The organism is Cellulomonas chitinilytica, from assembly GCF_016862675.1.
GTDB lineage: Bacteria > Actinomycetota > Actinomycetes > Actinomycetales > Cellulomonadaceae > Cellulomonas > Cellulomonas chitinilytica.
The window spans coordinates 238,181-262,513 of the sequence record NZ_BONK01000004.1 but is presented as its reverse complement, the minus strand read 5'-3'; the positions used below and the strand labels follow the sequence as shown (position 1 = coordinate 262,513).

25 protein-coding genes are annotated in these 24,333 nt (G+C 74.2%); 13 read left to right on the top strand and 12 right to left on the bottom strand.

Going from position 1 to position 24,333, the window contains the following annotated elements; translation table 11 throughout:
• Positions 1 to 13: 13 nt before the first annotated feature.
• Positions 14 to 514, bottom strand: coding sequence for a low molecular weight protein-tyrosine-phosphatase (locus tag Cch01nite_RS07735; RefSeq protein ID WP_203751169.1), 501 nt, complete (start codon positions 512 to 514; stop codon positions 14 to 16).
• Positions 515 to 661: 147 nt separating this feature from the next.
• On the opposite strand from Cch01nite_RS07735, the gene Cch01nite_RS07730 reads away from it, so the two are divergent.
• The 3 genes from Cch01nite_RS07730 (at position 662) to Cch01nite_RS07720 (ending at position 3,417) form a co-directional block, all read left to right on the top strand.
• Entirely contained in the window at positions 662 to 1,351 is a 690-nt protein-coding gene (locus tag Cch01nite_RS07730; protein ID WP_203750743.1) for a PadR family transcriptional regulator, read from the top strand.
• A gap of 156 nt (positions 1,352 to 1,507) precedes the next feature.
• Positions 1,508 to 2,605, top strand: coding sequence for an ABC transporter ATP-binding protein (locus Cch01nite_RS07725; RefSeq protein ID WP_203750741.1), 1,098 nt, complete (start codon positions 1,508 to 1,510; stop codon positions 2,603 to 2,605).
• On the top strand, positions 2,602 to 3,417 hold the full coding sequence (locus tag Cch01nite_RS07720) for an ABC transporter permease (protein ID WP_203750731.1): 816 nt from the start codon (positions 2,602 to 2,604) through the stop codon (positions 3,415 to 3,417). The genes Cch01nite_RS07725 and Cch01nite_RS07720 overlap by 4 nt, the downstream gene beginning before the upstream one ends.
• Positions 3,418 to 3,509: 92 nt before the next feature.
• On the opposite strand, the gene map is transcribed toward Cch01nite_RS07720, so the two are convergent.
• The 5 genes from map to Cch01nite_RS07695 form a co-directional block, all read right to left on the bottom strand.
• Entirely contained in the window at positions 3,510 to 4,274 is a 765-nt protein-coding gene (gene map, locus Cch01nite_RS07715) for a type I methionyl aminopeptidase (RefSeq protein ID WP_203750729.1), read from the bottom strand.
• A gap of 345 nt (positions 4,275 to 4,619) precedes the next feature.
• The gene (locus Cch01nite_RS07710; protein WP_203750726.1) at positions 4,620 to 5,411 is read right to left on the bottom strand and encodes an SDR family oxidoreductase; all 792 of its coding nucleotides are present in this window, start codon (positions 5,409 to 5,411) and stop codon (positions 4,620 to 4,622) included.
• 32 nt (positions 5,412 to 5,443) lie between these two features.
• Positions 5,444 to 6,508, bottom strand: a complete 1,065-nt coding sequence (locus Cch01nite_RS07705; protein WP_203750723.1) for a WxL protein peptidoglycan domain-containing protein — start codon at positions 6,506 to 6,508, stop codon at positions 5,444 to 5,446.
• An 82-nt stretch (positions 6,509 to 6,590) separates the two neighbouring features.
• Entirely contained in the window at positions 6,591 to 8,588 is a 1,998-nt protein-coding gene (locus tag Cch01nite_RS07700; protein WP_203750721.1) for a purple acid phosphatase family protein, read from the bottom strand.
• Between the two features lie 121 nt (positions 8,589 to 8,709).
• Positions 8,710 to 9,915, bottom strand: coding sequence for a HupE/UreJ family protein (locus tag Cch01nite_RS07695; RefSeq protein ID WP_203750718.1), 1,206 nt, complete (start codon positions 9,913 to 9,915; stop codon positions 8,710 to 8,712).
• 178 nt (positions 9,916 to 10,093) lie between these two features.
• On the opposite strand from Cch01nite_RS07695, the gene Cch01nite_RS07690 reads away from it, so the two are divergent.
• On the top strand, positions 10,094 to 10,762 hold the full coding sequence (locus Cch01nite_RS07690; protein WP_239070033.1) for a type 1 periplasmic-binding domain-containing protein: 669 nt from the start codon (positions 10,094 to 10,096) through the stop codon (positions 10,760 to 10,762).
• Between the two features lie 206 nt (positions 10,763 to 10,968).
• Positions 10,969 to 11,988 (top strand): hypothetical protein, encoded by a 1,020-nt coding sequence (locus tag Cch01nite_RS07685; RefSeq protein WP_203750716.1) that lies wholly within the window; start codon positions 10,969 to 10,971, stop codon positions 11,986 to 11,988.
• A 3-nt stretch (positions 11,989 to 11,991) separates the two neighbouring features.
• Here the strand turns inward: Cch01nite_RS07685 and Cch01nite_RS07680 are convergent, their stop codons facing one another.
• Complete coding sequence (locus tag Cch01nite_RS07680; RefSeq protein WP_203750714.1) at positions 11,992 to 13,308, bottom strand: hypothetical protein; 1,317 nt, start codon at positions 13,306 to 13,308, stop codon at positions 11,992 to 11,994.
• Between the two features lie 131 nt (positions 13,309 to 13,439).
• Between Cch01nite_RS07680 and Cch01nite_RS07675 the strand changes: the two genes are divergently transcribed.
• Genes Cch01nite_RS07675 through Cch01nite_RS07665 form a run of 3 tightly spaced genes read left to right on the top strand, consistent with a single transcriptional unit; the run spans position 13,440 to position 15,813 of the window.
• Positions 13,440 to 13,664 carry a FeoA family protein gene (locus Cch01nite_RS07675; RefSeq protein WP_203750713.1) on the top strand — a complete coding sequence of 75 codons (225 nt, stop codon included), beginning with the start codon at positions 13,440 to 13,442 and terminating at the stop codon, positions 13,662 to 13,664.
• On the top strand, positions 13,661 to 15,565 hold the full coding sequence (gene feoB, locus Cch01nite_RS07670) for a ferrous iron transport protein B (protein ID WP_203750711.1): 1,905 nt from the start codon (positions 13,661 to 13,663) through the stop codon (positions 15,563 to 15,565). Before Cch01nite_RS07675 ends, feoB begins: the two co-directional genes overlap by 4 nt.
• Complete coding sequence (locus Cch01nite_RS07665) at positions 15,562 to 15,813, top strand: hypothetical protein (protein WP_203750709.1); 252 nt, start codon at positions 15,562 to 15,564, stop codon at positions 15,811 to 15,813. The genes feoB and Cch01nite_RS07665 overlap by 4 nt, the downstream gene beginning before the upstream one ends.
• Here Cch01nite_RS07665 and Cch01nite_RS07660 read toward each other — a convergent pair.
• The gene (locus tag Cch01nite_RS07660) at positions 15,779 to 16,288 is read right to left on the bottom strand and encodes a GNAT family N-acetyltransferase (RefSeq protein WP_239070032.1); all 510 of its coding nucleotides are present in this window, start codon (positions 16,286 to 16,288) and stop codon (positions 15,779 to 15,781) included. The two genes, Cch01nite_RS07665 and Cch01nite_RS07660, sit on opposite strands and share 35 nt — an antisense overlap.
• Positions 16,289 to 16,308: 20 nt before the next feature.
• Positions 16,309 to 16,875 carry a hypothetical protein gene (locus tag Cch01nite_RS07655; protein WP_203750707.1) on the bottom strand — a complete coding sequence of 189 codons (567 nt, stop codon included), beginning with the start codon at positions 16,873 to 16,875 and terminating at the stop codon, positions 16,309 to 16,311.
• A 117-nt stretch (positions 16,876 to 16,992) separates the two neighbouring features.
• On the opposite strand from Cch01nite_RS07655, the gene Cch01nite_RS07650 reads away from it, so the two are divergent.
• Complete coding sequence (locus tag Cch01nite_RS07650; protein ID WP_203750704.1) at positions 16,993 to 17,778, top strand: COG4705 family protein; 786 nt, start codon at positions 16,993 to 16,995, stop codon at positions 17,776 to 17,778.
• Positions 17,779 to 17,788: 10 nt separating this feature from the next.
• Positions 17,789 to 19,168, top strand: a complete 1,380-nt coding sequence (locus Cch01nite_RS07645) for a sensor histidine kinase (protein ID WP_203750701.1) — start codon at positions 17,789 to 17,791, stop codon at positions 19,166 to 19,168.
• Between the two features lie 6 nt (positions 19,169 to 19,174).
• Here the strand turns inward: Cch01nite_RS07645 and Cch01nite_RS07640 are convergent, their stop codons facing one another.
• The gene (locus tag Cch01nite_RS07640) at positions 19,175 to 19,639 is read right to left on the bottom strand and encodes a GNAT family N-acetyltransferase (RefSeq protein ID WP_203750698.1); all 465 of its coding nucleotides are present in this window, start codon (positions 19,637 to 19,639) and stop codon (positions 19,175 to 19,177) included.
• Between the two features lie 31 nt (positions 19,640 to 19,670).
• A complete protein-coding gene (locus tag Cch01nite_RS07635) occupies positions 19,671 to 20,348 on the bottom strand; it encodes a response regulator transcription factor (protein WP_203750695.1) in 678 nt (225 codons plus the stop codon).
• Positions 20,349 to 20,401: 53 nt separating this feature from the next.
• On the opposite strand from Cch01nite_RS07635, the gene Cch01nite_RS07630 reads away from it, so the two are divergent.
• Together Cch01nite_RS07630 and Cch01nite_RS07625 are read left to right on the top strand one after the other, a co-directional pair.
• Positions 20,402 to 21,214, top strand: coding sequence for a COG4705 family protein (locus tag Cch01nite_RS07630; protein WP_203750692.1), 813 nt, complete (start codon positions 20,402 to 20,404; stop codon positions 21,212 to 21,214).
• Positions 21,211 to 21,873, top strand: coding sequence for a DedA family protein (locus Cch01nite_RS07625; protein WP_373309862.1), 663 nt, complete (start codon positions 21,211 to 21,213; stop codon positions 21,871 to 21,873). The genes Cch01nite_RS07630 and Cch01nite_RS07625 overlap by 4 nt, the downstream gene beginning before the upstream one ends.
• 20 nt (positions 21,874 to 21,893) lie before the next feature.
• Here Cch01nite_RS07625 and Cch01nite_RS07620 read toward each other — a convergent pair whose 3' ends face one another.
• A complete protein-coding gene (locus Cch01nite_RS07620) occupies positions 21,894 to 22,649 on the bottom strand; it encodes an ABC transporter permease (protein WP_203750689.1) in 756 nt (251 codons plus the stop codon).
• A 115-nt stretch (positions 22,650 to 22,764) separates the two neighbouring features.
• Between Cch01nite_RS07620 and Cch01nite_RS07615 the strand changes: the two genes are divergently transcribed.
• A complete protein-coding gene (locus tag Cch01nite_RS07615) occupies positions 22,765 to 24,276 on the top strand; it encodes an ArnT family glycosyltransferase (RefSeq protein ID WP_203750686.1) in 1,512 nt (503 codons plus the stop codon).
• Positions 24,277 to 24,333: the final 57 nt, after the last annotated feature.

The window sequence follows — 24,333 nt, the reverse complement described above, 5'->3', positions numbered from 1 at the left end:
AGGCGGGCGGCGGTCAGCCGGCCGCGAGCGCCGCCCGGACGTGGGCGACGACGCCGTCGGCCGCCGCCTCGACCTGCGCGAGGCACGCCTCGAAGTCGCTGCGGCCGCCGAACCAGGGGTCGTCGATGTCGAGCACGTGCTCGGGCTGCCCCGGCGGGACGACGGGTGCGGCGGGGTCGAACGCCCGGTACATGACGACCCGGTCGGCGACCTCCGGGGAGCCGGCGAGGCGGCGCAGCGACCGGGCGTGCACGCTCGTCATCGCCAGGACCAGGTCGCGCCCGGGCAGGTCGGTGGCGCGGACCTGCCGTGCCCGGTGGCCGTCCCCCGCCGGGTAGCCGTGCTCGACGAGCACCGCGCGGGCCCGCCGGTCCACGGGGCGGCCGTGCTCCTCGTCGCTGATGCCCGACGAGTCGACGACCACCGCGTCCGCGAGCCCCGCGGCGGCGAACCGCTCGCGCAGCACGACCTCGGCCATCGGCGAGCGGCAGATGTTGCCGGTGCACACGGTCATCACCCGGAACGGTCGGTCCACGCGCCCATCGTGCCGTCCTCCAGCGGGTCGTGACCGATGAGCGACAGGGGTTGAGACGCGACACAGTCGAGATATACTCTGGTTCGAGCATTCGGGATCGGACGATACGCGTCAGGAGGTGACGGCATGGCCCCGCGGACCCGCAACAACCCGCTGGCGCTGGCCGTGCTCGCGCTGCTCTGGGAGCGGCCCATGCACCCCTACGAGATGTCGATGACGCTGCGCGAGCGCCGCAAGGACGAGTCGGTCCGGCTCAACTTCGGGTCGCTCTACTCGGTCGTCGACTCGCTCGTGAAGCACGGGCTCATCGAGGCGGCGTCCACCGAGCGCGAGGGCAACCGGCCCACCCGGACCGTCTACCGGCTGACCGACGCGGGAGCGACGGAGGCCGTCGACTGGCTCAGCGACCTGCTGCGCACGCCGGTCAAGGAGTTCCCCCAGTTCGAGGCGGCCCTCTCGTTCCTGCCGCTGCTGGGGCCCGACGACGTGGCGCGGCTGCTCCGCATGCGCATCGCCGCCCTGCAGCTCAACGTCACGACGGTCGACACGGCCCGGGAGCAGGCGCGCGCCCAGGGGCTGCCGTCCGTCTTCGTCCTGGAGGCCGACTACGACTCCGCGCTGCTGCACGCCGAGCTCGACTTCGTCGTCGGGCTGGAGGCCAGCATCACGGACGGCACGCTCGAGGGCGTCGCGATGTGGCGCGAGCTGCACGCGCGCGCGTCGGGCTCCGCGAGCGGGCGGCTCGAGCCGGAGGAGCTCGCCGAGGCCCTCGCTCCCTACTTCACGCCGGAGGGGGCCGCACCCCCGACCGCGTGACCACCGACCCCCGGGCACCCGCCCGGGAACAGGTCGGCCCAGGTGCTGGCACACCCGGGCCGACCGACGACGAACCGTCCGAGGCGTTCACCTGTGCGATCCGCTGCAGATCCAGCATAGGTGGCTCTCTCGGTCGGCCGACCGAGGAGACGATCCATGCCGACCCAGCTGGCAGTCGAGGCCACCGGCCTCATCAAGACCTATCCGGGGGGCCGCGGCCGACCCGACGTCCGGGCCCTCGACGGCCTCACGCTCACCGTGCCCGCGGGCACCGTGCACGGGCTGCTCGGCCCCAACGGCGCGGGCAAGTCGACGACCACGCGCGTGCTCACCACCCTGTCGCGGGCCTCGGCCGGCGACGCCCGGGTCGCCGGGCACGACGTGGTCCGGCACGCCGACCAGGTCCGCCGCAGCATCGGCTACGTGTCCCAGGGCACCGGCGCCGACGTGCTGCTCACCCCCCGCGAGAACCTCGCGATGACCGCCCGCCTGCGTGGCGCGTCGCGGTCCGCGTCCCTGGACCGGGCCGGGCAGCTGCTCGACCGGTTCGGTCTGGCTGACGCCGCCGACCGGCGCACCGGCGTCCTGTCCGGCGGGATGCGGCGCAAGCTCGACGTGGCCCTCGGGCTCGTCGACGCCCCGCAGGTGCTGTTCCTCGACGAGCCCACGACCGGGCTCGACCCCGAGGCGCGCGCGTCGATGTGGGCCGAGATCCGGCGGCTCGCGGGCGAGGACTCGCTCACCGTCGTGCTCACCACGCACTACCTGGAGGAGGCCGACCGGCTCGCCGACGGGCTGTCGATCATCGACCGCGGGCGGGTCGTCGCGGCCGGGTCGCCCGACGAGCTCAAGGCGGCCTTCGCCGGGGACACCCTCACCGTCGACCTCGTCGAGCCGGACGCCGTGCTCGTGCGCTCGGTCGCGGCGAGGATCGCCGGGCTCGGCGACGTCGTCGTCCACGTGGAGGGACCCACCGGTCGGCTCGTGGCGCGCACGCCCGACGGGCCTGCCGTGGTCGGCCCGACGATCGCCGCGCTGCAGGCCGCCGGGGTGCGGCACGGCGCGGTCGGCGTCTCGCGGCCCACGCTCGACGACGTGTACCTGCGGCACGCGGGACGGTCGTGGACCGCGGCGGAGTCGGCGGCGACCTCGTCCGGGTCGCCGGATGCGTCCCCGGACGGCTCGTCGGACGGCTCGTCGCCGCACGACGCGACCGGGACCGTCCGCGTCGAGCGGTCGGAGGTGGCCCGATGAGCGCGCTCGTCCAGACCGGGCGCCCGACCGGCGGCCGGGCGTCGTGGGCCACGCAGACCGCGGAGGTGTGCCGGCGCTGGACCGTCGACCTCGTCCGTCAGCCGTGGGGGCTCGGCGTCTCGGTGATCCAGCCCGTGATCTGGATCGTCCTGTTCGGCAACGTCTTCGAGTCGATCGCGACCGTGCCGGGGTTCGGGGCGGGCGACTACCTGACGTTCCTCGTGCCGGGCATCCTCATGATGACGGTCCTGTACTCCGGGGCGTGGGCGGGGACGGGGTTCATCGAGGACATCCGCTCCGGAGTGATGGACCGGCTGCTGTCGTCGCCCGTCCACCGGTCGTCGCTCGTCGCGGGGCAGCTCGCGCAGCAGCTCCTCATGGCGACGGTCCAGGGCGTCATCGTGCTCGGCATCGGCTGGCTCGCGGGTGCCCGGTACGACGGCGGGGTGCTCGGCCTGGCCGTCGCGCTCGTCGCGTCCCTGCTGCTCGCGGCGGCGTTCTGCTCGCTGTCGGCGGCCGTCGCGCTGCTCGCCCGGGACCAGACGGCCCTCATCGGCATCTCGACGATCATCGTGCTGCCCGCGACGTTCCTCTCGACGGCCCTGATGCCGGTGGCGCTGCTCCCGGACTGGGTCGAGACGGTGGCCCGCTACAACCCGCTGACGTGGGCCACGGAGATCGGCCGGACGGCCATGTCGACGGACGTCGACTGGGGGCTCGTCGCCTCGCGCGGCGCCCTGCTGACGGTCCTCGCGGCGGTCGTCGCGGCCTGGTCGGTGCAGGCGATGCGGACGTACCAGAAGTCGCTCTGACCGGGCCCGGGCCTGGGCCTGACCCGGGCCCCAGACGAGGCTGAAGACTTCGTCGCGACCCGCGCGACGAAGTCGTCAGCCCGTCGTCCGGGTCAGTCGCGGGCCGTGAGGACCAGCGGGCCGTCCTTCGTGATGGCGACGGTGTGCTCCGCGTGCGCCGCGAGCGAGCCGTCGGCGGTGCGGATCGTCCAGCCGTCGTCGTCGATCACGTAGTCGTCGCCGCCGGCCATGAACCACGGCTCGATGGCGATCACGAGCCCGGCCTTGAGCTTGAGCCCCGTCCCGGGCTTGCCGAGGTTCGCGACGTGCGGGTCCTCGTGCATGGTCCGGCCGACGCCGTGCCCGCCGAAGTCGGCGTTGATGCCGTACCCGGCCCCCCGGCCGACGGCACCGATCGCCGCCGACACGTCGCCCATGCGCCCGCCGGGGACTGCGGCGGCGATCCCGGCCGCGAGCGCCTGCTCGGTCGCGGCGATGAGCGCCTGCGCCTCAGGCGTCGTCGAGCCGACCTGGAACGTGATCGCGGAGTCCGCAACCCACCCCTGCACCTTCGCGGCGAAGTCGACGCTCAGCACGTCACCGTCCTGCAGCACTCGGTCCGACGGCAGGCCGTGCAGCGCCGCGTCGTTCACCGACGTGCACAGCACGCCCGGGTACGGGATCGCGCCGAACGACGGGTGGTAGCCGAGGTAGACGGAGTGCGCGCCGGCCGCGTCGATCATGCGGTGCGCGTGCGCGTCGAGGTCGTTGAGCGTCATGCCCACGCGGGCGACGTCGCGCAGCGAGGACAGCACACCGGCGACGAACGTCCCGGCGGGTCGCATCTGGTCGATCTGGGCGGGGTTCTTGAGGGCCACCGGACCACCCTGCCACGAGTGCGGCGGTCGGGTCCGGGACAGCCGTCCCCCCGGGCGTGCGTCGGGCGTGCGTCCGGGCATGGAACAGCCCGTGGGCCGGGCCTCCGGAGAGGTCCTGCCGCGTAGGACGAGGTCGCGGCGTGCCCACGGGCTGCGGTGACTGCCGGGATTCGCTCGCCGCCCCGCCGGGTGGTCCGGCTGGCGCACGGGCGGATCGACAATCCGTCCGATGTTCCGGGCGACTAGCGGACAGTCACCTCACGCGTCCTGGAAGACTTCATGTTCCGGACCACCTCCTTCCCGTGTCCGACGACCGTACGTCGCGCCCGTGAGGCTGCCAAGGGTTTATGCCGCGGGAGAACCGGTCCGCTGCTGCACCCACTCGGCGAACGTGGTGCGGCCCACGGCGTGCTCGCGGGCGAGGTGGCCGTTGTCCCGGAACGGCGTCGCGCGCAGGACGAGCGGCACCGACCAGACGGGACGACGACGACCCGTCGCGGTCAGGTACGTCCGGGCGAGCTCGGCGACGGTGAGGACCTGCGGGCCGCCGAGGTCCGGGACGCGGCCCTGCGGCTCCTGCCGGGCGAGGTCGGCGAGCCGACGGGCGACCTCGCGCACGTCGACGGGCTGGTCGAGCAGCCCGTCCGGGACGACGACGACCGGCGCCTTCGCGAGCTGTCCCAGCATCGTCGCGACGAGGTCGTGGAACTGGGTCGCGCGCAGGATCGTCCACGGGACGCCCGCGTTCTCCACGAGGTCCTCGACCTCGTGCTTGATCTTGTAGTACCCGAGCGGCACCCGGTCGACGCCGACGATCGAGATGTAGACGAGGTGCGGCACCTGCGCCGCCCGTGCGGCGAGGAGCAGCTGGGCGGCGGCGTCGAGGTCGCGGTCGGGGTGCCGAGGGTCGCTCGCGCAGTGCACGACGGCCGAGACGCCGGCGACGGCCTCGCGGACGCCCTCGCCGGTGAGGAGGTCGCCGGTGACGAAGTCGACGGCCTGCGGTGCGGCCGGTGTCGGCTCGCGGCGGCTCAGCACCCGGACGGCACGGCCGTCGTCGAGCAGGGTGCGGACCAGGGCGCGGCCGAGGGTGCCGGTGCCACCGGTGACGAGGACGGGACGGGCGTCGTCGGGCATGCGCCCATCCTGCCGCGCGAGGCGCGCGCCGGTCAGTGCGTCGTGACCTCCCGCTCGCGGAGCGCGTCGGCGACGGCCTCCTGGACGCGGGCGTCCTCACGCTCCTTGCTCTGCGCGCGGCGGCGGCGCAGCACGCGCAGCCCGACGACGACGGCCGCGGCGAGCAGCACGACGAGCGCGATCAGCGTCCACGGGACGGCCCAGGTGCCGGCGGTGACGACGACCGGTGCGAGGGACGTCGTGGAGCCGGACGCGTCCGTGAGCAGCGGCGACACGGTCGCGGTGGCGGTGAGCCGGAACGCGGGCGTCACGTCGGGCACGGTCGCGGTGACCTCCCAGCTCTCGCCGGGCAGCAGCTCCGGGGGTGCGGCGACGGCGGCGGCGGACGTCGTCAGCCAGCCGAACGGGCCGGAGGTCGACGCGGCCTGCGCCGCGGACAGGGCCGTGTTGCCGGTGTTGTGCAGCGTGTACGTGACCGTCGCGTCGCCGCTGCCGAACGGATTCAGGGTGCCCGAGTAGGCGACGTGGACGTCCTCGATCGCGAGGGCCGGGGCGAGCTCGCCGCCGACGTGCAGGTCGACGCGGATGCCGAGGCGGCGGTCGACGTCGATGCCGGCCTCGTCGTCGGGCGCCTGGAGCGACGTGACCAGGCCGCCCGCGTAGTCGCCCGGCGTGGCGTCGTCCGGGACGGTGACGGTGAAGGGGACGTCGACGGTCTCGCCGGCCGGGACGGTCACGTGGTCGGCCTTCGTCGCCACGAAGGCGCCGACGCCGTGCGACTTCTCGCCGGCGACGAGCAGGTCGAACCCGCCGCTGTCCGTGGTGTAGCCGTCGGCCGCGTACACGGCCAGGTCGAGCGGGGTCGTGCCGTGGTTCGCGACGACCATCGCGTCGTCGACCGTGCCGCCGGGGTCGACCGTGTACTCGAACCCCGTCCGGTCGGCGCCCAGGGCGTTCGAGGCCGTCCGGACCGTCCAGGTGACGTCGGTGTCGGCTGCGACGGCGGACCCCGCACCGAGCGCGACGAGGCCGAGGGCGAGGGATGCGGCGACGGCGAGGACGGTCGCGGCGGGACGGAGGGCGGGACTGGTGCGCATCACGGTGGTCCTCGGGGTCGGTACGGGAACGGGTGGTGGGGTGGGTGCCGTCGCGGCACCCACCCCACCGGGGATCAGCAGGTCAGCTGCTCAGCGCGGTGATCGTCAGGGTCGCGCGGTAGCTCCCCTTCGCGACGTCGTCCGGGATCCGCAGGTCCAGGTCGGCGCCGAGCTTGGCCTCGCCCTTGTCGTGGCCCTGCGTCGCGGAGCCGAGGTTCCGCGACACCGACAGGCCGTCGCCGGCGACGAAGCCGGACTGGATGGCCGCCCCGGCCTGCGCGCCGGCACCCGGCTGCACGACCTTCGGGGTCCAGCCGAGGTACTTCCCGGAGAACGTCTTCGTGCCGTCCTGGAACGTCCCGACCGAGGCCGAGATGGACCACGGCGCCCGCGAGCGGCGGGTGTCCGAGACGGTGATCGGGTTGATCTGCCCGGTCGCCGCGAACGAGCCGTTCTGCTCGACGGCCGTGCCGAGGTCGACGAGGCCGTTGTGGCCGTCGATCGTCCAGCCGAACTCGCCCGGGGCTGCGTCCGGGACGTCGACCTGGATGTCCTGACCGGCACCGTGGTACTGGTGCACCGTCACCTTGTCGACGAGGGAGCCGACCGGCTGGGCGGCCGTGGCGCCGCTGTCCGGGCCGCACCAGGCGACCTTGCCGAGCTCGACGGCCGCGTTCGGGGCCGCGCACGAGCCGCTGCGGACGTTCTCGACGACGAGCTGGTCGTCGCGCACCTGGACCTTCACGTAGGTGCGGACGTGCTCCTGGTTCTGGACCGAGTTGTACCAGTAGCTGCTCGGGTTCAGCGGGTCCGCGCCGTTGCCGGCACCGCTCGTGCCGCTGCTGTCGGGCGTCGTGAGGTCGTAGTACTTCGAGCCGGACGCCGAGTTCGCCGTCACGTAGAGCACGCCGCCGGGGCCCGGGTACACGTCGGCCTGGCCGGGCTGCTCGGCCGGGTCCGCCTTCGCGCTGTTCTTGATGAGGTAGCTGCGCGAGTAGCTGTGGTCGTGGCCCTGGAGCACCAGGTCGACGCCGAGGTTCGAGAACGTCGTCGGGAAGTCGACGCGGCGGACCTTGTTGTCGCCGTCCTTCGCGTGGTCGGCCGGCGAGTAGATCGCGTGGTGGTAGACGAGGACCTTGTACTTCGCCTCGTCACCGTGCTGGTCGATGACGTCCGTGACGTACGCGAGGTGCGCCGCGTCGCCGCCGCCGCCCTGGCTCGTCGCGTACGAGTTGCTGTTCAGGTCGATGAACAGCACGTCCTTGTAGATGTACCAGTAGTCGCCGCCGGACGTGTTCGACGTCGGCTGGCCGTTCGCGTACAGCGGCGCCGAGCGGTCCGTGTTCGGCGTGAACAGGTGCTGCTCGTACGCCTTGCCGCCGACGTCGTGGTTGCCGATGGTCGCGGCCCACGGGTACTGGCGCAGCTTGTCGGGCGCGAGGAACGCGTCCCACTGCGACTCGGTGTTGGCGGTCTCGACCTGGTCGCCGCCCGAGACGAGCAGCTCCGCGTCCGGGTTGGCCGCGAGCGCCACGTCGAGCGTGTCCGTCCAGCCGGCCTGGTCCTTCGCGGTGTTGCCCGACGAGCCGATCTGCGGGTCGCCGAAGAACAGGAAGTCGTAGTCCCCCTCGAACGACTGCGTCTTGAAGGTGTACGCGGGCGACCACGACCCCTCCGCGCCGACCCGGTACGTGTAGGCGGTGCTCTCCGCCAGGCCGGACAGCGTCGCGTGGCGGTTGAACCCGCCGCTCGTCGCGATGTTCGCGGAGCCGACGGCCGAGAACGTCAGCGCGTCGGCCGGGAAGACCCCGTTGACGACGGCGGGCGCCGGGGCGACCTGGACCTGCTGCGCGGTGTCGGTCGAGGAGTACCAGGTGACGATGCGCTGGGACTCGTCGGCGCCGACGCCGAGGACGATGCCGGTGAGGGCGGTGGGGGCGTCGGCCAGCGCCGGGGCGGCGCACACGCCGCCGAGGGCGACGCTCAGGCCGAGGGTGAGGGCAGCGAGCCGTACGGACACCCGGTGGCGCGAGGTGCGCCGGACCGGGGCCTGTCCCGGTGTCGCGGTGGAGAAAGACATGCGTCGTCCGTTCTCTTCGTATCCCAGGGGAATGAGGTGGGGCGGCGTCACCCTCCCGGTCCCCGGTGAACCCCCGGCGAACACGGACGGACCGGACGCTTGCCCGGAGCAGAACACCTGGTCAGCCGCCGGTCACGCGTTGCAGGAACCAGATCAGGCCCATCCCCGAGACGAGGGCGGCGATCGACCCCGTGGCCCACAGGCCGAGCTGCGGCGAGCGCCGGCGTACGAGCACCAGCACGGGGAAGACGACGGCGATGATCGCGAGCTGCACGGTCTCGATGCCGACGTTGAACACGAGCAGCGACCACAGGAGGGTCCAGGAGAACGCCTCGTCGATCCCGAGCGCCCCGGCGAACCCGAGCCCGTGGACCAGCCCGAACGCGAACACGACCGCGAGGCGCGCCCACCCGGCCCGGTCGAGGCTGAGGTGGCCGCCCGGCACGTCCAGCTCGGTCGCCCGGTCGCCGCCCCACCGGATCTGCCACAGGTGCCACCCGGCGACCACCGCGATGGACAGCGCGATGACGGGCTCGACGACCGCCGCGGGCACGGCGACGAGCCCGGCCGCCGCCAGCATGAACGTCACCGAGTGCGCCACCGTGAAGGTCGTGGCGGCCAGCACGATCTCCCGCAGCCGCCGCGACCCGGCGATGACGGCGAGCAGGAACAGGATGTGGTCGAGGCCGGTCAGCAGGTGCTCGGCGCCGAGCCGGAAGAACGTCGCGAAGCGCTCCGTCCACGTCTGCGCGGTCGAGAACTGCGGGTGCTCCGCGTCGAGGGCGGCGCTGCCGTGCCGGGCGTCGAGCGAGTACGTCACGATCGTCGTGGTGTCGCGGACGAAGCCCTCGGCGTCGGGGAACAGGCCGCTGCTGATCTCGTGGGTGCCGTCCGAGGCGGCGCACGCGTGGTCGAGCACGAGGACGGCGTGCGGGACGCCCTCACGCTGCGTCATCCGGACGTCGCCGTCGACCGCGGGCGTGCACGGCTCGTCCGCCGACGACACCGTGAACCGGTCCGCGACGTAGGCCAGGACGGCGTCGGCGTGCGCCTCGAGGGCGTCCGCCTGGGCGGTCGGGTCGCCGTCCTCGAACGCCGCGGTGCCGTCCTGGAACAGCGCGTCGTCGCCCGCGGCGTCGGCCGCGGAGACGACGAGCAGGTCGTACTCCAGCTCCAGCGCGGTGCGCACGTGCCCCTGCCCGGCCGCGGTGACGTCCGTGTACACGGTCGAGCTGAACCCGTGCGCCGCGGCGGGGGCCGCGCCGAGCACGGCCGTGACGAGGGCGGCGGCGAGGCAGCCGAGGACGAGCGCAGGGCGGCGCGGCATGGTGCTCCGTTCGGTAGGCGAGCGCACGTTCCACCCGCCGGATGAACGGCGGGCGGACCGTCGACGAACACCCCGGGAACGTCGACCGCCGATCCCCTCCGAGGGGTCCGAACGGGCGGTGACCTGGGGTAGGAAGGACCGGCCCACGCCCCCACTTCCTCCCGGAGGACGGATCCCCGTGCACCACCGTCGTCGGCTCGTGACCGTCCTGGCGGCCACCGTCCTGGGCGCTGGCATGCTCGCCGGCTGCGCAGGCGGGGACGGCTGGTCGGGCCCGCGCACCGCTCCCACGCCGATCGGCGTCCTCGGCGCCGGGTTCGTCGAGCCGTCGGCCACGCCGAGCCCGGAGGCGACGATCGTCCCGCAGCCCGGTTCGTGGGACGGCGTGCGCCCGTCGCCCGGCTACCGCGTGGTGCTGCTGGTCGCCGGCGACGACCGGCCGACGAAAGCCCTGGTCAGCGCCGTGCGGCAGTGGGCCGACGACGAGGACGTCGACCTGCGGACCGTCGTCGCGGACGACGACCTGGTCGGCGGCATCGTGGCGGCGACGGCGATGCACCCGGACCTCGTCGTGAGCGCCGGGAACGACCTCGTCGACCCGCTCGCCACCGTGACCGCGAGCCACCTCGACCAGCAGTTCCTCGTGGTCGGCGCGGAGGTCGCCGAACCCACCGCGAACGTCACGGCCGTCGACTGGTCCGGTGCGTCGTTCCGCGGCGAGGGGCTCGGGGCGTCGTCGACGTACGACCCGGCGTCGTTCACGGCGGACCGGTGCGGCACCGCGGTCCGGGCCGGGGTCGCCGCCGTCCTGCACGGCCTCACGGGGATCGTGGTCTGGATCGCCTAGGTGCGTCCAGGGAGGTCCTCGAGCGTGCTGATGGGCGTGCCGCCGACAGCGGTGTCAAGCGGTCGTGGCAGCAGCGGCGCCTTGACAGCCTTGCGCGAACCGGACAAAACTCCCAAACGTAGCCGCGGGTAGGGGGGCGAAGTGGCGATCTCGAGCTCGGCGGCGGTGCCGGCTGCCGGCGTCTCCGTTGTCGAGGTGCGACTCTGATGACCACGGTGTGGTGGGCGTGGGGACTGTCGGCCGCGGCGATGGTAACCCTCGCCGCCTGGGTGGGCATCGTCATCAAGACCCGTTGGTACGGAATCCTCATCGACGGACGCGGACGCGTCTCGCTCTCCAGGTTCCAGCTGGTGTGGTGGACGATCATCGTGCTCTCGCTGGTGTGCGGCGTGGTCGTCGGACGCTTCACGTTCGACCCCGGAACCGGCGCGGGCATCGAGGTGCTGGGGTTCTCCATCCCGGAGTCGGTGCTGGGGCTGCTCGGGATCTCGGTCGGAACCACGGTCGCCTCCTCCGCCGTGAAGACGTACAAGGGCAGGCGCCGCTCTCGGCAGGCCGCGGCGGCCGCACCAGGGAGCGCCGAAGTCGCACAGATCCTCCTTGTCGAGGAGGGCGCCGTCGCGGACCAGACGATCGACGTGGGGAAGTTCCAGGCGCTGATCGTGACGATCCTGCTCGGCGGCGCGTACGTGCTCACGACGATCCACGCGTTCATGGGCCGCGACCCGGTCCCGATCGAGAACCCCTCTGACATCTCGACGCTCCCTGACCTGAACACCACCTTCCTCGCGCTCCTGGCGATCAGCATGGCCGGCTACCTCGGCGTCAAGACGGTCCCGCGGACCGGCGAACCACCCACCTCCGTCGAGGACCTCGACGACGAGGAGGAGCGGCGTCGCGCCCGGGACAAGGACGAGGGGCTGGCGATGGACGGGCGCAGCGTCGCCAAGCGGAGGGTGGCGGACGCCGACCTGGCGGAGCAGGAGGCCAAGGTCCGAGAGGCCACGAGGTCCGCTGAGAGACGCCTGAAGGCGGCCGAGAAGGAGGCGGAGGGAGCGAGGGCACGCGCCGAGGCCGCACGGGCGGAACGCGACCAATCAGTCGCCGACGCCGCAACCGCCAAACGTGAGGCGGCAGAAGCGAAGGCACGCGACGAGGCCGCACGGGCGGAACGCGACCAGTCATACGCCGCTGGACCCGGGGGCTCACCAGGTGAACAACGGTGAGGGTCAGGACGACGAGGGCTGCGAGCCTGTCGGGTCGAGCTGTGCCTGCAGGGTGTCGAAGTCGGCGGTGAGCCCGTCGAGGCGTGCGCGCTCCGCCGCAGCGGCAGCCTCCGCGGCCCCGACCGCAGCCTCGCGGGCGGGCAGCTCGGCGTCGTCCCGGGCGAGCAGGTCCGCCGCCGTGGCGAGGGTCTGCTCGGCGGGCGCCATCGGCAGGTCCGTGCCGTCCCACCACCGCCACGACAGGCGCAGCCGGGCCCGGCGCTCCTCCGGCATGGCCGCGACCTCCGCGGCCTTGGCCTGGTACTCCGCGCGGTAGTCGGCGACGGCGGCGGCGTCCGCGTCGTACTGCGCCCGGCTCAGCGCGTTCGCCTGCTCGCTGTCGACGAGGGTGCGGTACGCCGCCTCGATGTCGGTGCGCATCGTGTCGAGCTGCGAGAGGAACCCGGTGTGCACGGCGACGAGCGCAGCCCGGTCGACCACGAACCGCGCGTACACGGCCTCCAGCGCGGGCGCGAGACCCCCGTCGCGCCACAGCTGCGTGCCGACGTACGCGAACAGCTCGGTGGGCCGGGACTCCAGATGGGTGCCGACCGAGCCGTCGATCTGCGCCCGCATCGGGTCGTCGGGGGCCAGCGCGGCGACCTCCGCCTCGAGCAGCGGCGTCACGACCATCTGGTCCGCGGGGCTCAGCCGGTTCCACGCGGCGTGCAGCGTCTCGTGGGCGACGGTCTCGACGACGAACCCGTGCAGCCGGGCGTCGGCGGGGACGTACACGACGATCGACTCGTCCCCCGGCTTGTAGCAGCCCACCGCACCGTCGTGGGCCACGGCCCCGGCGGCGTGCCCGTCGTCGCACCGGCCCGCGAACGCCGCGGCACCGAGGAGCTCGGGGCGGGCGCCGTAGAGCAGCTCACGTCCCTCGTCCGTCAGGTGGGCCTCGCCCGCGAGCGCGACGACCTCCGCGGTCGGGGGCGGCACCGGCCGCAGCCCGGGGGAGAGCTGGACGCCGAAGACGGACTCGGCGGCGTCCACGACACCGGCGGGCGCCCGGGACAAGCCGTCGGTCAGCCACCACGTGCACCCGAAGCCCACGAGGAGGACGAGCGCCAGCACCGGCACGACGGGCCGCGACCCACGGCGCCGTGCCGGGACGGCCGGCGTCCACACCTGCCCGAACTCGTCCGGCCCGGATCCGCCGGCCGGCCGGAACGGCTCGGCGGGCCCGAACTGCTGCACGACGCGGCCCGACGCCTCGTCGACGACCCACCGGGGGACGCGACCGGAGGGCGAGCGCGGCAGGTCGTCGGGCACAACGGGCACGACGCAGCATCGGGCCGCCGGGGCCCGCACTTCAACCCTGCGCTGCTGATTCAGTCGGATGCGCCCGCCGCACGGTGCCCTGGGACCTACGTCCCATGAGGTGAGGCACACCTCACAGCACCGTGTGCGGTGTGGATCTCACCCAGTGCGACCCCGGTGCCCGCGCCACGATCGTCGCGGTCGACGTGCCGGCGACGGCCGGTCTGCGGCTGCGTGAGCTCGGCCTGCGCCCCGGTGCGGTCGTCGAGGTGACGCACGACGTCGGGGCGACGGGACGGGTCGTCGCGGTCGGTGCCGAGAGGTTCGCGCTCGACCTGCCGACGTGCGCCTCGGTGCGCGTGGAGGTCGGCCGGTGAGCTGTCACGACACCACCGAGCCGCTGGTCGGCACCGGGCTCGTCACGGTCGCGCTCGTCGGCAGCCCGAACGTCGGCAAGTCGACCTTGTTCAACTCCGTCACGGGCGCCCGCCAGCGGGTCGTGAACGCCCCGGGCACCACCGTCGAGCTCGCGTCGGGCACGTGGCGCGGCGCCGGGGTGACGCTCCTGGACCTGCCGGGCGCCTACTCGCTGCACGCCCGGTCGCCCGACGAGGCCGTCACGGCGGACACCCTGGCGGGGCGAGGGCCGGACGTGGCTGCGGCCGTGGTGCTGGTCGACGCGACGGCCGTCGCCCGGTCGCTGTACCTCGTCGGGCAGGTCGCGAGCACCGGGGTGCCGGCGGTCGTGGCGCTCACGATGCGCGACGTCGCCGCGGCGCGCGGGATCGTCGTCGACCCGGTCGCCCTGTCGGACGCGCTGGGGGTGCCCGTCGTGGGCGTCGACCCGCGGACCGGGGACGGCGTCGACGACCTCACCGCCACGGTCCGTGCGGCCGTCGCCCGGCCCCGGCGGCTGCGCCGCCCCGCGCTGCCCGACGGGGCGGAGGACCGGCTCGCCGAGGCGGAGGCGCTGTTCGGCTGGGTGCAGCAGGTCATGTCCGCCGCCGGGCTCGACCGGGCGGCGCCGCGCTCGGTGCGCACGTGGTCCGACCGGGTCGACGCCGTCCTCCTGCGGCCGTGGGTCGGGCTGCCCGCGCTGCTCGCGGTGATGTGGGTGCTGTTCGAGCTCGTCACCGTCGCGGCGACGCCGCTCATGGACGGGGTCGACGCCGCGTTGAACGGGTGGCTCGGCGGCGGGGTGCGGACCGTGCTCGGACCCGCACCCGGCTGGGTCGCGTCGTTCGTCGTCGACGGGGTCCTCGCCGGCGTCACGACCGTCCTGTCGTTCGTGCCGCTGATGGCGCTGATCTTCGTCGCGATCGCGCTCCTCGAGGACTCCGGGTACCTCGCCCGGGCCGCGTTCGTCGCCGACCGGGCCATGCGGGCCGTCGGCCTCGACGGGCGCGCGGTCATCCCGCTCGTCGTCGGCTTCGGCTGCAACCTGCCCGCGCTGTCCGCGACCCGGGTGCTCCCGCACGCACGGCAGCGGCTCCTCACCGGGCTCCTGGTGCCGCTCACGTCCTGCACCGCGCGGCTCACCGTGTACCTGATGCTCGCGTCCGTGTTCTTCCCGCGGGACCCGGGGACCGTCGTGCTCGCCATGTACGTCGTGTCCGCGCTGCTCGTCGTCGGGGCCGGCGCGGTGCTGCGGCGCACGTTCTTCCGCGACGTCGAGCGGGAGCCGTTCGTCCTCGCGCTGCCCGCCTACCAGCGTCCCCGGCTGCGGTCCATCGCCGCGTCGACGTGGGTGCGGGTGCGCTCCTTCGTGACGAAGGCCGGGGCGATCATCGTCACGACGCTCTCCGTGGTGTGGGTGCTCATGGCCGTGCCCGCCGTGCCCGGCCACCACGTCGCCGACGTGCCCGTCGAGGACAGCGTGTACGGGCGGGTCGCCGACGGGATCGCACCCGTGTTCGCCCCCGCGGGGTTCGCGGACTGGCACGCGTCGGCCGCGCTCATGACCGGGTTCGTCGCGAAGGAGGTCGTCGTCGGGTCGATGGCGCAGACCTACGCCGTCACCGAGCCCTCCGACCCGTCGGAGCCGGGCGACCTCGGCAGCCGGCTCGCCGCGACGTTCGAGACGTCCTCCGGCGGTGCCCCGTCGGCGGCCGCCCTGGCGTTCCTGCTGTTCGTGCTGGCGTACACGCCGTGCCTCGCGACGATGGCCGAGCAGGCGCGGCTGTTCGGGTGGCGGTGGACCGGGGGTGCCGTCGTCGCGCAGCTCGTGCTCGCGTGGCTGCTCGCCGTCGCCACCTTCCAGGTGGGTCGGCTGCTGTGACGGTGCTGGCCGACGTGCTGCGTGAGACCGACCGGGGGCTGCGGCCCGGTCGCGTCGCGGAACGGCTCGGGCTGCCCGTCGACCTCGTCACGGCCACCCTCGACCACGCGGTGCACGCCGAGCTCGTCGTGCGCCCGTCCGGCGCGTGCACGGACTGCGCACCCGTCGCCGCCCGCCCGCCGTCGTGCGCGGGCTGCATGTTCGCGACGCCCGTCAGGACAGGTCGAGCTCCAGCAGGGTCGCGCTGAACGTCGGGAAGTCCGTGCGCCCGACGACCGTGAACCCGTAGCCCTCGTAGTAGGCGCGCAGCACCGGGTTCGTGGTGCGGCAGTCGAGCCGGAACAGCCCCACGCCGGCCGCCCGGCCCTGCGCCGCCGCCCAGTCGAGCAGCGCCGTCCCGACCCCGTGGCCGCTGCGGCGCCGGTCGACCATCAGCCCGTGCACGTACACCGCGGGCGGCTGGTCCGGGCCCCAGAACGGCTCGTCGGACCACAGCAGCCGCAGGGCGCCCGCGAGGCCGACCTCGGCGTCCCGGACCACGTGCCACTGCCCGTCCGCGACCTCGTCGACGACCCGCTGCAGCGGCATCTCGCCCGGCACCCACTGCTCGACGCCGTGCGCCACCATCCAGTCCTCGAGCGACCGCCGCAGCCGGTGGATCGCCTCGGCGTCCGCGCCGGTGGCGGGTTCGACGGTGGCGGGTTCGACGGGTGCGGCGCTCACGACCGCGACCCTACGGCCGGTCAGGCCACCGACGCCGTCCGGGCCCGCCGCACGCCCTCGATCGCCGCGCCCAGCCCGATCCGCGGCGCAAGACCGTCGACCTGCACGACGGCCGCCCGGCCGTGCGACCGGAAGAGGTCCACGAGCTCGGCGAGCACGTGCGGCTCGCTGCGCGGCACCCCGACCTCCAGCAGCGTCGTCGGCCCGTCGTGCACCAGGTACGTCACGTACCCCATGAAGTCGTCCGCGGGCGTGACCCGGAACCGGACCGACCCGACCTGCGCCTCGACCGGCAGCGACAGGCCGCCGACGTGCGACTGCTCCAGCAGGGCACGGATGCCGCGGGCGTCCTCACCGGTGAGGCCGTCCGTCGCGTCGATCGCGTCGAGGTCGGCGAGCACGAAGCACGCCTCCGTCGGCTCGACGTGCGCGGGGTGCCACGAGCCGTCCAGCTCGACCGCGAGGAACCCGGCGTGCACCGAGAACGCGGACCGGATGAGCGCCGCGCGCTCGTCGACCGTCAGACCACGCAGCGGGTTGCGCCGCGTCGTCGACGCCGCACCGCACGAGCAGGAGATCGTCACCATGCGCACCAGGGTGCCTCCGACCACTGACACGCACCTCGACCGACGCGCGGCACGGGCCCACAGGTTCCGCGTGGGTCCTCAGCGGATCTCAAGGTTCGTCGCGCCACCCTGTGGCCCGTGACGACCGGCGAACCCACCGCAGTACGACCTCTCACCCCCGCGTCCGAGGCGCTCAGCCGTGTCCCGGAGGTCACGGCGATCTTCTGGGCGACGAAGGCGCTGACGACCGCGATGGGCGAGTCGAGCTCCGACTACCTCGTCCGGGCGATGCCCCCGGAGCTCGCGGTGCTGCTCGGCGCCGCGGGCCTGGCCGTCGCGCTGGTGGTGCAGCTGCGGTCCGGGCGGTACGTGCCGTGGCGGTACTGGTTCGCGGTGTCGATGGTCGGGGTGTTCGGCACGATGGCGGCCGACGTCGTGCACGTCGGCCTGGGCGTGCCGTACGCCGTGTCGACGGTGGCGTTCGCGGTCGGGTTCGGGGCGGTGTTCGTCCTGTGGCACCGCAGCGAGGGGACCCTGTCGATCCACAGCATCCGGACGACGCGGCGCGAGCTGTTCTACTGGGCGACCGTCATGGTGACGTTCGCCCTCGGGACGGCCGCGGGTGACCTCGCGGCCGTGACCCTGCACCTCGGCTACCTGTCGGCGGGGCTGCTGTTCTCCGCCGTGCTGCTGGTGCCGGCCGTCGGGTACCGGTGGTGCGGTCTGGGCGCGATCACGGCGTTCTGGTTCGCGTACGTCCTCACGCGGCCGGTCGGTGCGTCCTTCGCGGACTGGTTCGGGGTGTCCCGCGAGCGGGGCGGGCTGGCCCTCGGGTCGGGTCCGGTCGCGCTGGTGCTCACGCTCGCGATCGTCGCGCTGGTCGCGCGGATGTCCACGACGCGCCGCGCTCCGTCGCGCGGCTAGTCTGCGCCGCATGACGTGGCCGCGGCACCTGTCGGTCCGGGCCCGCTCGGCGCTGGCCGCGATGGGCGCGGTGACGATCGCTCTGGTGCTCGCGTCGCTCGCGCTGCTCGTGGTCCTGCACGACTCGGTCGAGCGCAGCGCCGTGGCGACGGCGACGACGCGGGCGCACGACCTCGCCGCCGAGATCGGCGCCGACGGCACCACCAGCGACGGCGCGCCCGTCGACGGGATCGAGCTCGCGCCGGGGCCGGGCGACACGGTCCACGTGCAGGTGCTGGCCGGCGGCGAGGTCGTCGGGTCGAGCCCGGCCGTCGCCGGTCTGCCCCCGCTCACCGGCGCGACGCCGGTCGCCGGCCGGGCGGTCGAGGTCCCCGCGGACGTCGTCGGGCCCGGCGAGGGCCCGTTCGTCACGGTCCTGCTCGGGGTCGAGGGTGCCGCCGGCGCGGACGCCGTGGTCGTGCAGCAGTCGTACGCGGAGGGCGCCGAGACCGTGCTCGACGCGGCGCAGGCGCTGCTGGTCGCCGTGCCGGCGCTCGTCGTCGTCGTCGGCGCCATGACCTACGTGCTCACCGGACGGGCGCTGCGGCCCGTCGAGCAGATCCGCCGGCGCAGCGCCCAGATCGGCGACACGGACCTCGGCACCCGGATCGAGGTCCCGGCCACCGGGGACGAGATCGCCCGTCTCGCCGTCACCCTGAACGGGATGCTCGACCGCCTGCATGCCGCTCACCAGGCGCAGGTCCGGTTCGTGGCCGACGCCAGCCACGAGCTGCGCAGCCCCCTCGCGACGGTCCGCGCCGAGCTCGACGTCGCGCTGCGCCACCCCGAGACGGCCGACTGGCTGCGGACCGCCGGTGCCGTCGAGAGGTCGAACGAGCGGATGCAGCAGCTCGTCGACGACCTGCTCGTCCTCACGCGGTCGGCCGAGGGCGGGGCCCCCGAGCGGGACCACGACGTCGACCTCGACGACGTGGTCGAACGCGTCGGGTTCGCGCTGCGGCCACCGCCGGGCGTCCGGGTCGAGGTCGTCTCGCAGCCCGCGCGCGTCCGCGGCAACCCGTTGGAGCTCGAGCGCGTCGTGCAGAACCTCGCCGACAACGCCGTGCGGCACGCCGCCCGGCACGTCCGCCTCTCGGTCGCGGCGACGCGGGACGCCGTCGAGGTGCGGGTCGACGACGACGGTGCCGGTGTCCCCGAGGAGTCGCGCGAGCTCGTGTTCGAGCGGTTCGCGCGGCTCGACGAGGGGCGTGCCCGGGCCGCCGGCGGGTCGGGCCTGGGGCTCGCGATCGTGCGCGGTCTCGTCGTGTCGCACGGCGGCACGGTGCGGATCGGGACGTCGGACCTCGGAGGGGCGTCGTTCGTCGTGCAGCTCCCGACGCCGACCACCTAGGTCACGTCAGGGCGTCGCGTTGTAGAGCAGGACGGGTGCTCGTGCCGCGATGCGCTCGTAGAGCCTCTGCGCGTCGACGTTGGACTCGCGCGTCGACCAGCGGACGACGTCATGGCCGCCCGCTCGTGCCTGCCCACGGACCGCGTCGATGAGGGCTCGGGCGACGCCCCTCCCGCGGAAGGCCGGCGCGACGTACAGGTCGTCGATCCACAGTCCGGTGCTCGCCGTGATCGGACGCTCGAACGGTCGGTAGTGGACGAAACCCGCTGGTGCCGCGTGCTGCGTCGCCAGCAAGCAGCACGTCTGTGCAGCGTCGCTCAGGACCCACGACCAGACCAGCGCCGTCTGATCGTCCGAGACCGACAGGCCGCCCACCGTCGCGTACTCCCGGAACATGGCACGCCACACGGGGTGGTCCGCGCCGCGTGCCGCGCGGATGCTGAGCACGAGCTCCTCGCCGCCGCTCGTCATGGGAAGCAACCTAGCTGCCCTCGGACGGGCGTCAGGTGCCGTCGGTCGAGACCCGGTAGCCCATGCCCCGGACCGTGAGGATGGTGGTCCGGTCGAACGGGGCGTCGACCTTGCGACGCAGGTAGCTGATGTACACCTCGACGACGTTCGGGTCCCCGTCGAACGCGGAGTCCCAGACGTTGTCGAGGATCTCCCGCTTCGTCACGACGTCGCCGCCCCGGCGCAGCAGGAGCTCCAGCACGCCGTACTCGCGAGGGGTGAGCGCGATCTCGACGCCCCCGCGGGTGACGCGCCGCCGGGCCGGTTCCAGGCGCAGGTCACCCGCCGCGAGCACGACCGGCCGCTCCGGGGCACCTCGCCGGACGAGCGCCCGCAGGCGCGCGAGGAGCACGTCGAACGAGAACGGCTTGGCCAGGAAGTCGTCCGCGCCCCGGTCGAACAGGCTGACCTGCACGTCGTCCCCGTCGCGCGCGGTGAGCACGAGCACCGGCGTCCACACGCCGCGCTCCCGCAGGCTCACGAGCACGTCGCGGCCGCTGAGGCCGGGGAGCATGAGGTCCAGCACGACCGCGTCGTACGCGGACTCGGTCGCCGCCCACAGCCCGTCGACCCCGTCCCGCATGACGTCGACGGCGATCCCCTCGGCCTCCAGCCCGCGTCGGACGGCGTCGGCGAGCTGCTCCTCGTCCTCGACCACGAGCACCTTCACGCGCGTCCCTCCGGCTCAGGGGTTCCTCAGCATGCGTCGTCGACGCTGCGTGCATGACATCGAACACCTCCGAGCTCGCACCCACCGCGCGACGCGTCCTGAACAAGGTCCCCGAGATCACCGTGTTCTTCTGGGTGATCAAGGTGCTCGCGACCACCGTGGGCGAGACGTTCGCCGACTACCTCACCGGCACGGTCGGCATGACGCTCACCGCCGCCGGCCTGGTCGTCGGTGCGCTCCTCGTGGTGACCCTCGCCCTCCAGCTCCGCGCCGCCCGCTACGTCGCTCCCGTGTACTGGGTCGCGGTCGTGCTGGTCAGCGTGGTCGGCACGATCGTCACGGACCACCTCGTCGACGAGGTCGGCGTGCCGCTGTGGGTGACGACGGTCGTGTTCGCCGTCGCACTCGGGGTGACGTTCGCGGTCTGGTACCGGCTCGAGGGCACCCTGTCGATCCACGCCGTCACCACGACCCGTCGGGAGGCCTTCTACTGGCTGGCCATCCTGCTGACGTTCGCGCTGGGCACGGCCGCGGGCGACCTGCTCGCCGAGGGCCTGGGGCTCGGGTACCTCGCCTCGACCGTGCTGTTCGCGGCGGCGATCGGCGTGGTCGCGCTCGCCCGCTACCGGTTCGGGATGGGTGCCGTGCTCGCGTTCTGGATCGCCTACGTGCTGACCCGGCCGCTCGGTGCCTCGATCGGCGACCTGCTGTCGCAGAGCACGGCGGACGGTGGCCTCGGGCTGGGGACCACGACGACCAGCGTGATCTTCCTCGCCGCGATCGCCGCGATCGTCACCTACCTGACGATCACCCGGCGCGACGTCGAGACGGCGGAGGCGGACCTGGCCCCCGCGACCTCCCGGTGAGCGCCCTGGCGACGGCGGTCGGCGCCGGCACCGACCCGGCGACCCTCACGGGCGTGGCGGGGTGGGCCGTGCACCTGATGGAGACGCTCGGCGTGGTCGGCGCCGCTCTCGCGATCGCCCTCGAGAACGTGTTCCCGCCCCTGCCGAGCGAGGTGATCCTCCCGCTCGCCGGGTTCACGGCGAGCCAGGGCACGTTCGGGCTCGTCGAGGCGATCGCCTGGACCACCGCAGGGTCCGTCGTGGGTGCCCTCGTGCTGTACCTCGTCGGCGCCCTGGTCGGACGGGACCGCACCCGGGCGCTCCTCGGCAGGATCCCGCTGGTGAGCCTGCAGGACGTCGACCGGGCCGAGGCGTTCTTCGCGCGGCACGCCCGGACCGCCGTCTTCGTCGGGCGGATGGTGCCGGTGTTCCGCAGCCTCATCTCGGTCCCGGCCGGGGTCGAGCGGATGCCGCTCGGGACGTTCCTCCTGCTCACGGCGGCGGGGAGTGCCGTCTGGAACACCGTGTTCGTGTGCGCCGGGTACCTGCTGGGGGAGAGCTGGGGTGTGGTCCAGCAGTACGCGGGTGTCCTCCAGTGGGTGGTCGTGGCCGTCGTGGTGGCGCTCGTCGCGTGGTTCGTCGTCGGACGGCTCCGCGCCCGGCGCCTCAGCCCGACGTGACCGTCAGTCCGTCGGGCTCATCAGTCCGTCGGGCTCGTCGGCCGGAGCGCGCCGACCCGCCGTGACAGCGCCTGCGCGGTGACGACGGCGGCGACGGACTCCGCGGCGAGGAGGCCGACGAGCACGAGGAGCTGGACCTGCGCGGCCTGCGCCGGGCTCGCACCGCCCAGGAGCAGCCCGACGAACGCCCCCGGCAGCACCACCAGACCGGCGCTGCGCGTCTGGTCGAGCGCCGGCACCAAGGACCGGGCCACCGAGCGGCGTGCCTGGGCGGCGACGGCCTGACGAGACGTCGCGCCGAGCGCGATCCACCCCTCGACGACGTCCCACTCGGACCGGACGTCGTCCCGCAGCCGCCCACCGGTCAGGGAGGCGGCGGTCATGGCACCGCCGATGAGCTGCGCGGCGAACGGCACGACCGTCTCGGCGCGCAGGGGCAGCGCGCCGCTCGCCAGCACCGGGACGGCGGCCGTGACGGCCCCTGCGGCGATGGCGAGGACGAGCACCGGCAGGACGCGGGTGCCGAGCCCGATCCGCCGCGTCGACGTCCAGGCGGCGGCCCCGAGCATCACCGACAGGTACAGCACGACACCGCCGGGGTGCAGGAACACCCAGGCGATGACGAGCGCCACGAGCGTGAGCTGAGCCGCGGCCCGCACGGCGGCGACCGCGGCGTCGCGACGCACCGGCACACGGGCCACCGTCAGGACGAGCAGCGCGGTCGCGAGCAGGACGACGAGCGCGACGACGACCCGGCCGAGCGGCGCTGTGGTCATCGGACGTCCCGGGCCGGCAGGGTGCGCACGCTGCACCGTACGGCGCACCGCCGCCCGACGGCGCCGGCAACGCCGTTCTCAGGGGATCTTCAGGCCGGGGCACGAGGCTGGCGTCATGGGGTCGACGACCGCACCCTCGACACGGCGGGCCGCGTCGCACCCCGGTCGTCCGCTCGCCGTGGGCGTCGCCGCTCTCGCGGTCGCCGTGCGCTGGACGCTCGTCGGCGGTGCGACCGGGCTGCGCGGGTACCACGGGTACGACGACGGCGTGTACTTCGCGGCGGCCGTCTCGTTCGTGCACGGGCGGCTGCCGTACCGCGACTTCCTCCTCCTGCACCCGCCCGGGATCGTCCTCGCCCTGAGCCCGTTCGCGGTGCTGACCCGCTGGACGGACGACGCGACGGCGCTGGTGGTCGCCCGGCTCGCGTTCATCCTGGTCGGCGCCCTCAACGCGGTGCTCGTGACGCGGGTCGCCCGCCGCTGGGGTCCGGCGGCCGCGCTCGTCGGGGGCGTCCTGTACGCGATGTCACCGGGCGCCGCGTACGCGGAACGGATCACGCTCCTCGAACCGCTCGGCACCCTGACGCTGCTCGGCGGGGTCGTGCTGCTCCTGCGCGCCGCCGAGCCGCGGGCGCCGTCGTGGCTCACGTGGGCGGCCGGCGCCGTGCTGGGCCTCGGCCTGACGGTGAAGATCTGGGCCGTCGTCCCGCTCGTCGTGGTGCTCGGCTGGCAGGTCGTCGAGCGGGGGTGGCGCACCGCGCTGCGGGTCGCCGCCGCGGCCGAGGCGGCTGCCGCGCTCGTCGTGCTCCCGTTCGCCGTGGCCGCCGGGGGGCGGATGCTCCGGCTGGTGGTGCTCGACCAGCTCGGTCGCGCGCGGTACCCGGTGACGCCGGGCGAACGGCTGGCCGGCATCCTCGGCGTGGACACGACGACGCTGTCCGCCGCCGGGTCGCGGGTCGCCGTCGCGGTGGTCGGGTGCCTCGTGGTGACCGCGGCGGCGGTGGCGTGGCGCGGCCGCCGGGGTCGGCTGTGGGTCGCGCTCGCCACCGCTCAGGTCGTCGTGCTCCTGGCGTCGCCGTCGTACCTCCCGCACTACGCCGCGTTCAGCGCGGCGGCGATCGCGCTGGTCGTCGCCGCGGCGGCCTCCCTCGTCCCCGCGCCGGGCCGGGTCGCGGCCTCCGTCGCGCTCTGCCTGGCCGTCGTGCTGGCCGCGGGTGCCGCCCGACCGGAGCGGACGACGCCCTTCCCCGCCGCCCAGATCCGGGCGCGGCTGCCCGCCACCGGGTGCGTCCGGTCGGACTCCCCGGCCACGCTCGCGCTGCTCGACGTGCTCTCTCGCGACCTCGCCGACGGCTGCGCGGTGCCCGTGGACGTGTCCGGCCGCACCTACGACGTCGGCGCACGGGACCGGCACGGCCGACCCGTCCCCCGGGTGCACAACGTCCCCTGGCAGCGGTACGCGACCGCGTACCTCACGTCGGGGTCGGCCACGGTGCTCGCCCGCGGCACGGGAGACGGCTTCGACGCCGCGACCAGGGGCGAGCTCGGCGAGCTGCGGACCGTCGTGCGGCACGGGGGCGTCCGGCTGCTCCTGCCGCCCGTCGCGGACGACGACGGCGACGGCTGACGAGCGGCGGACCGGGACGAGTGCCCGGGGCGACTCGGGGCGCAGGTTCCACCGAAC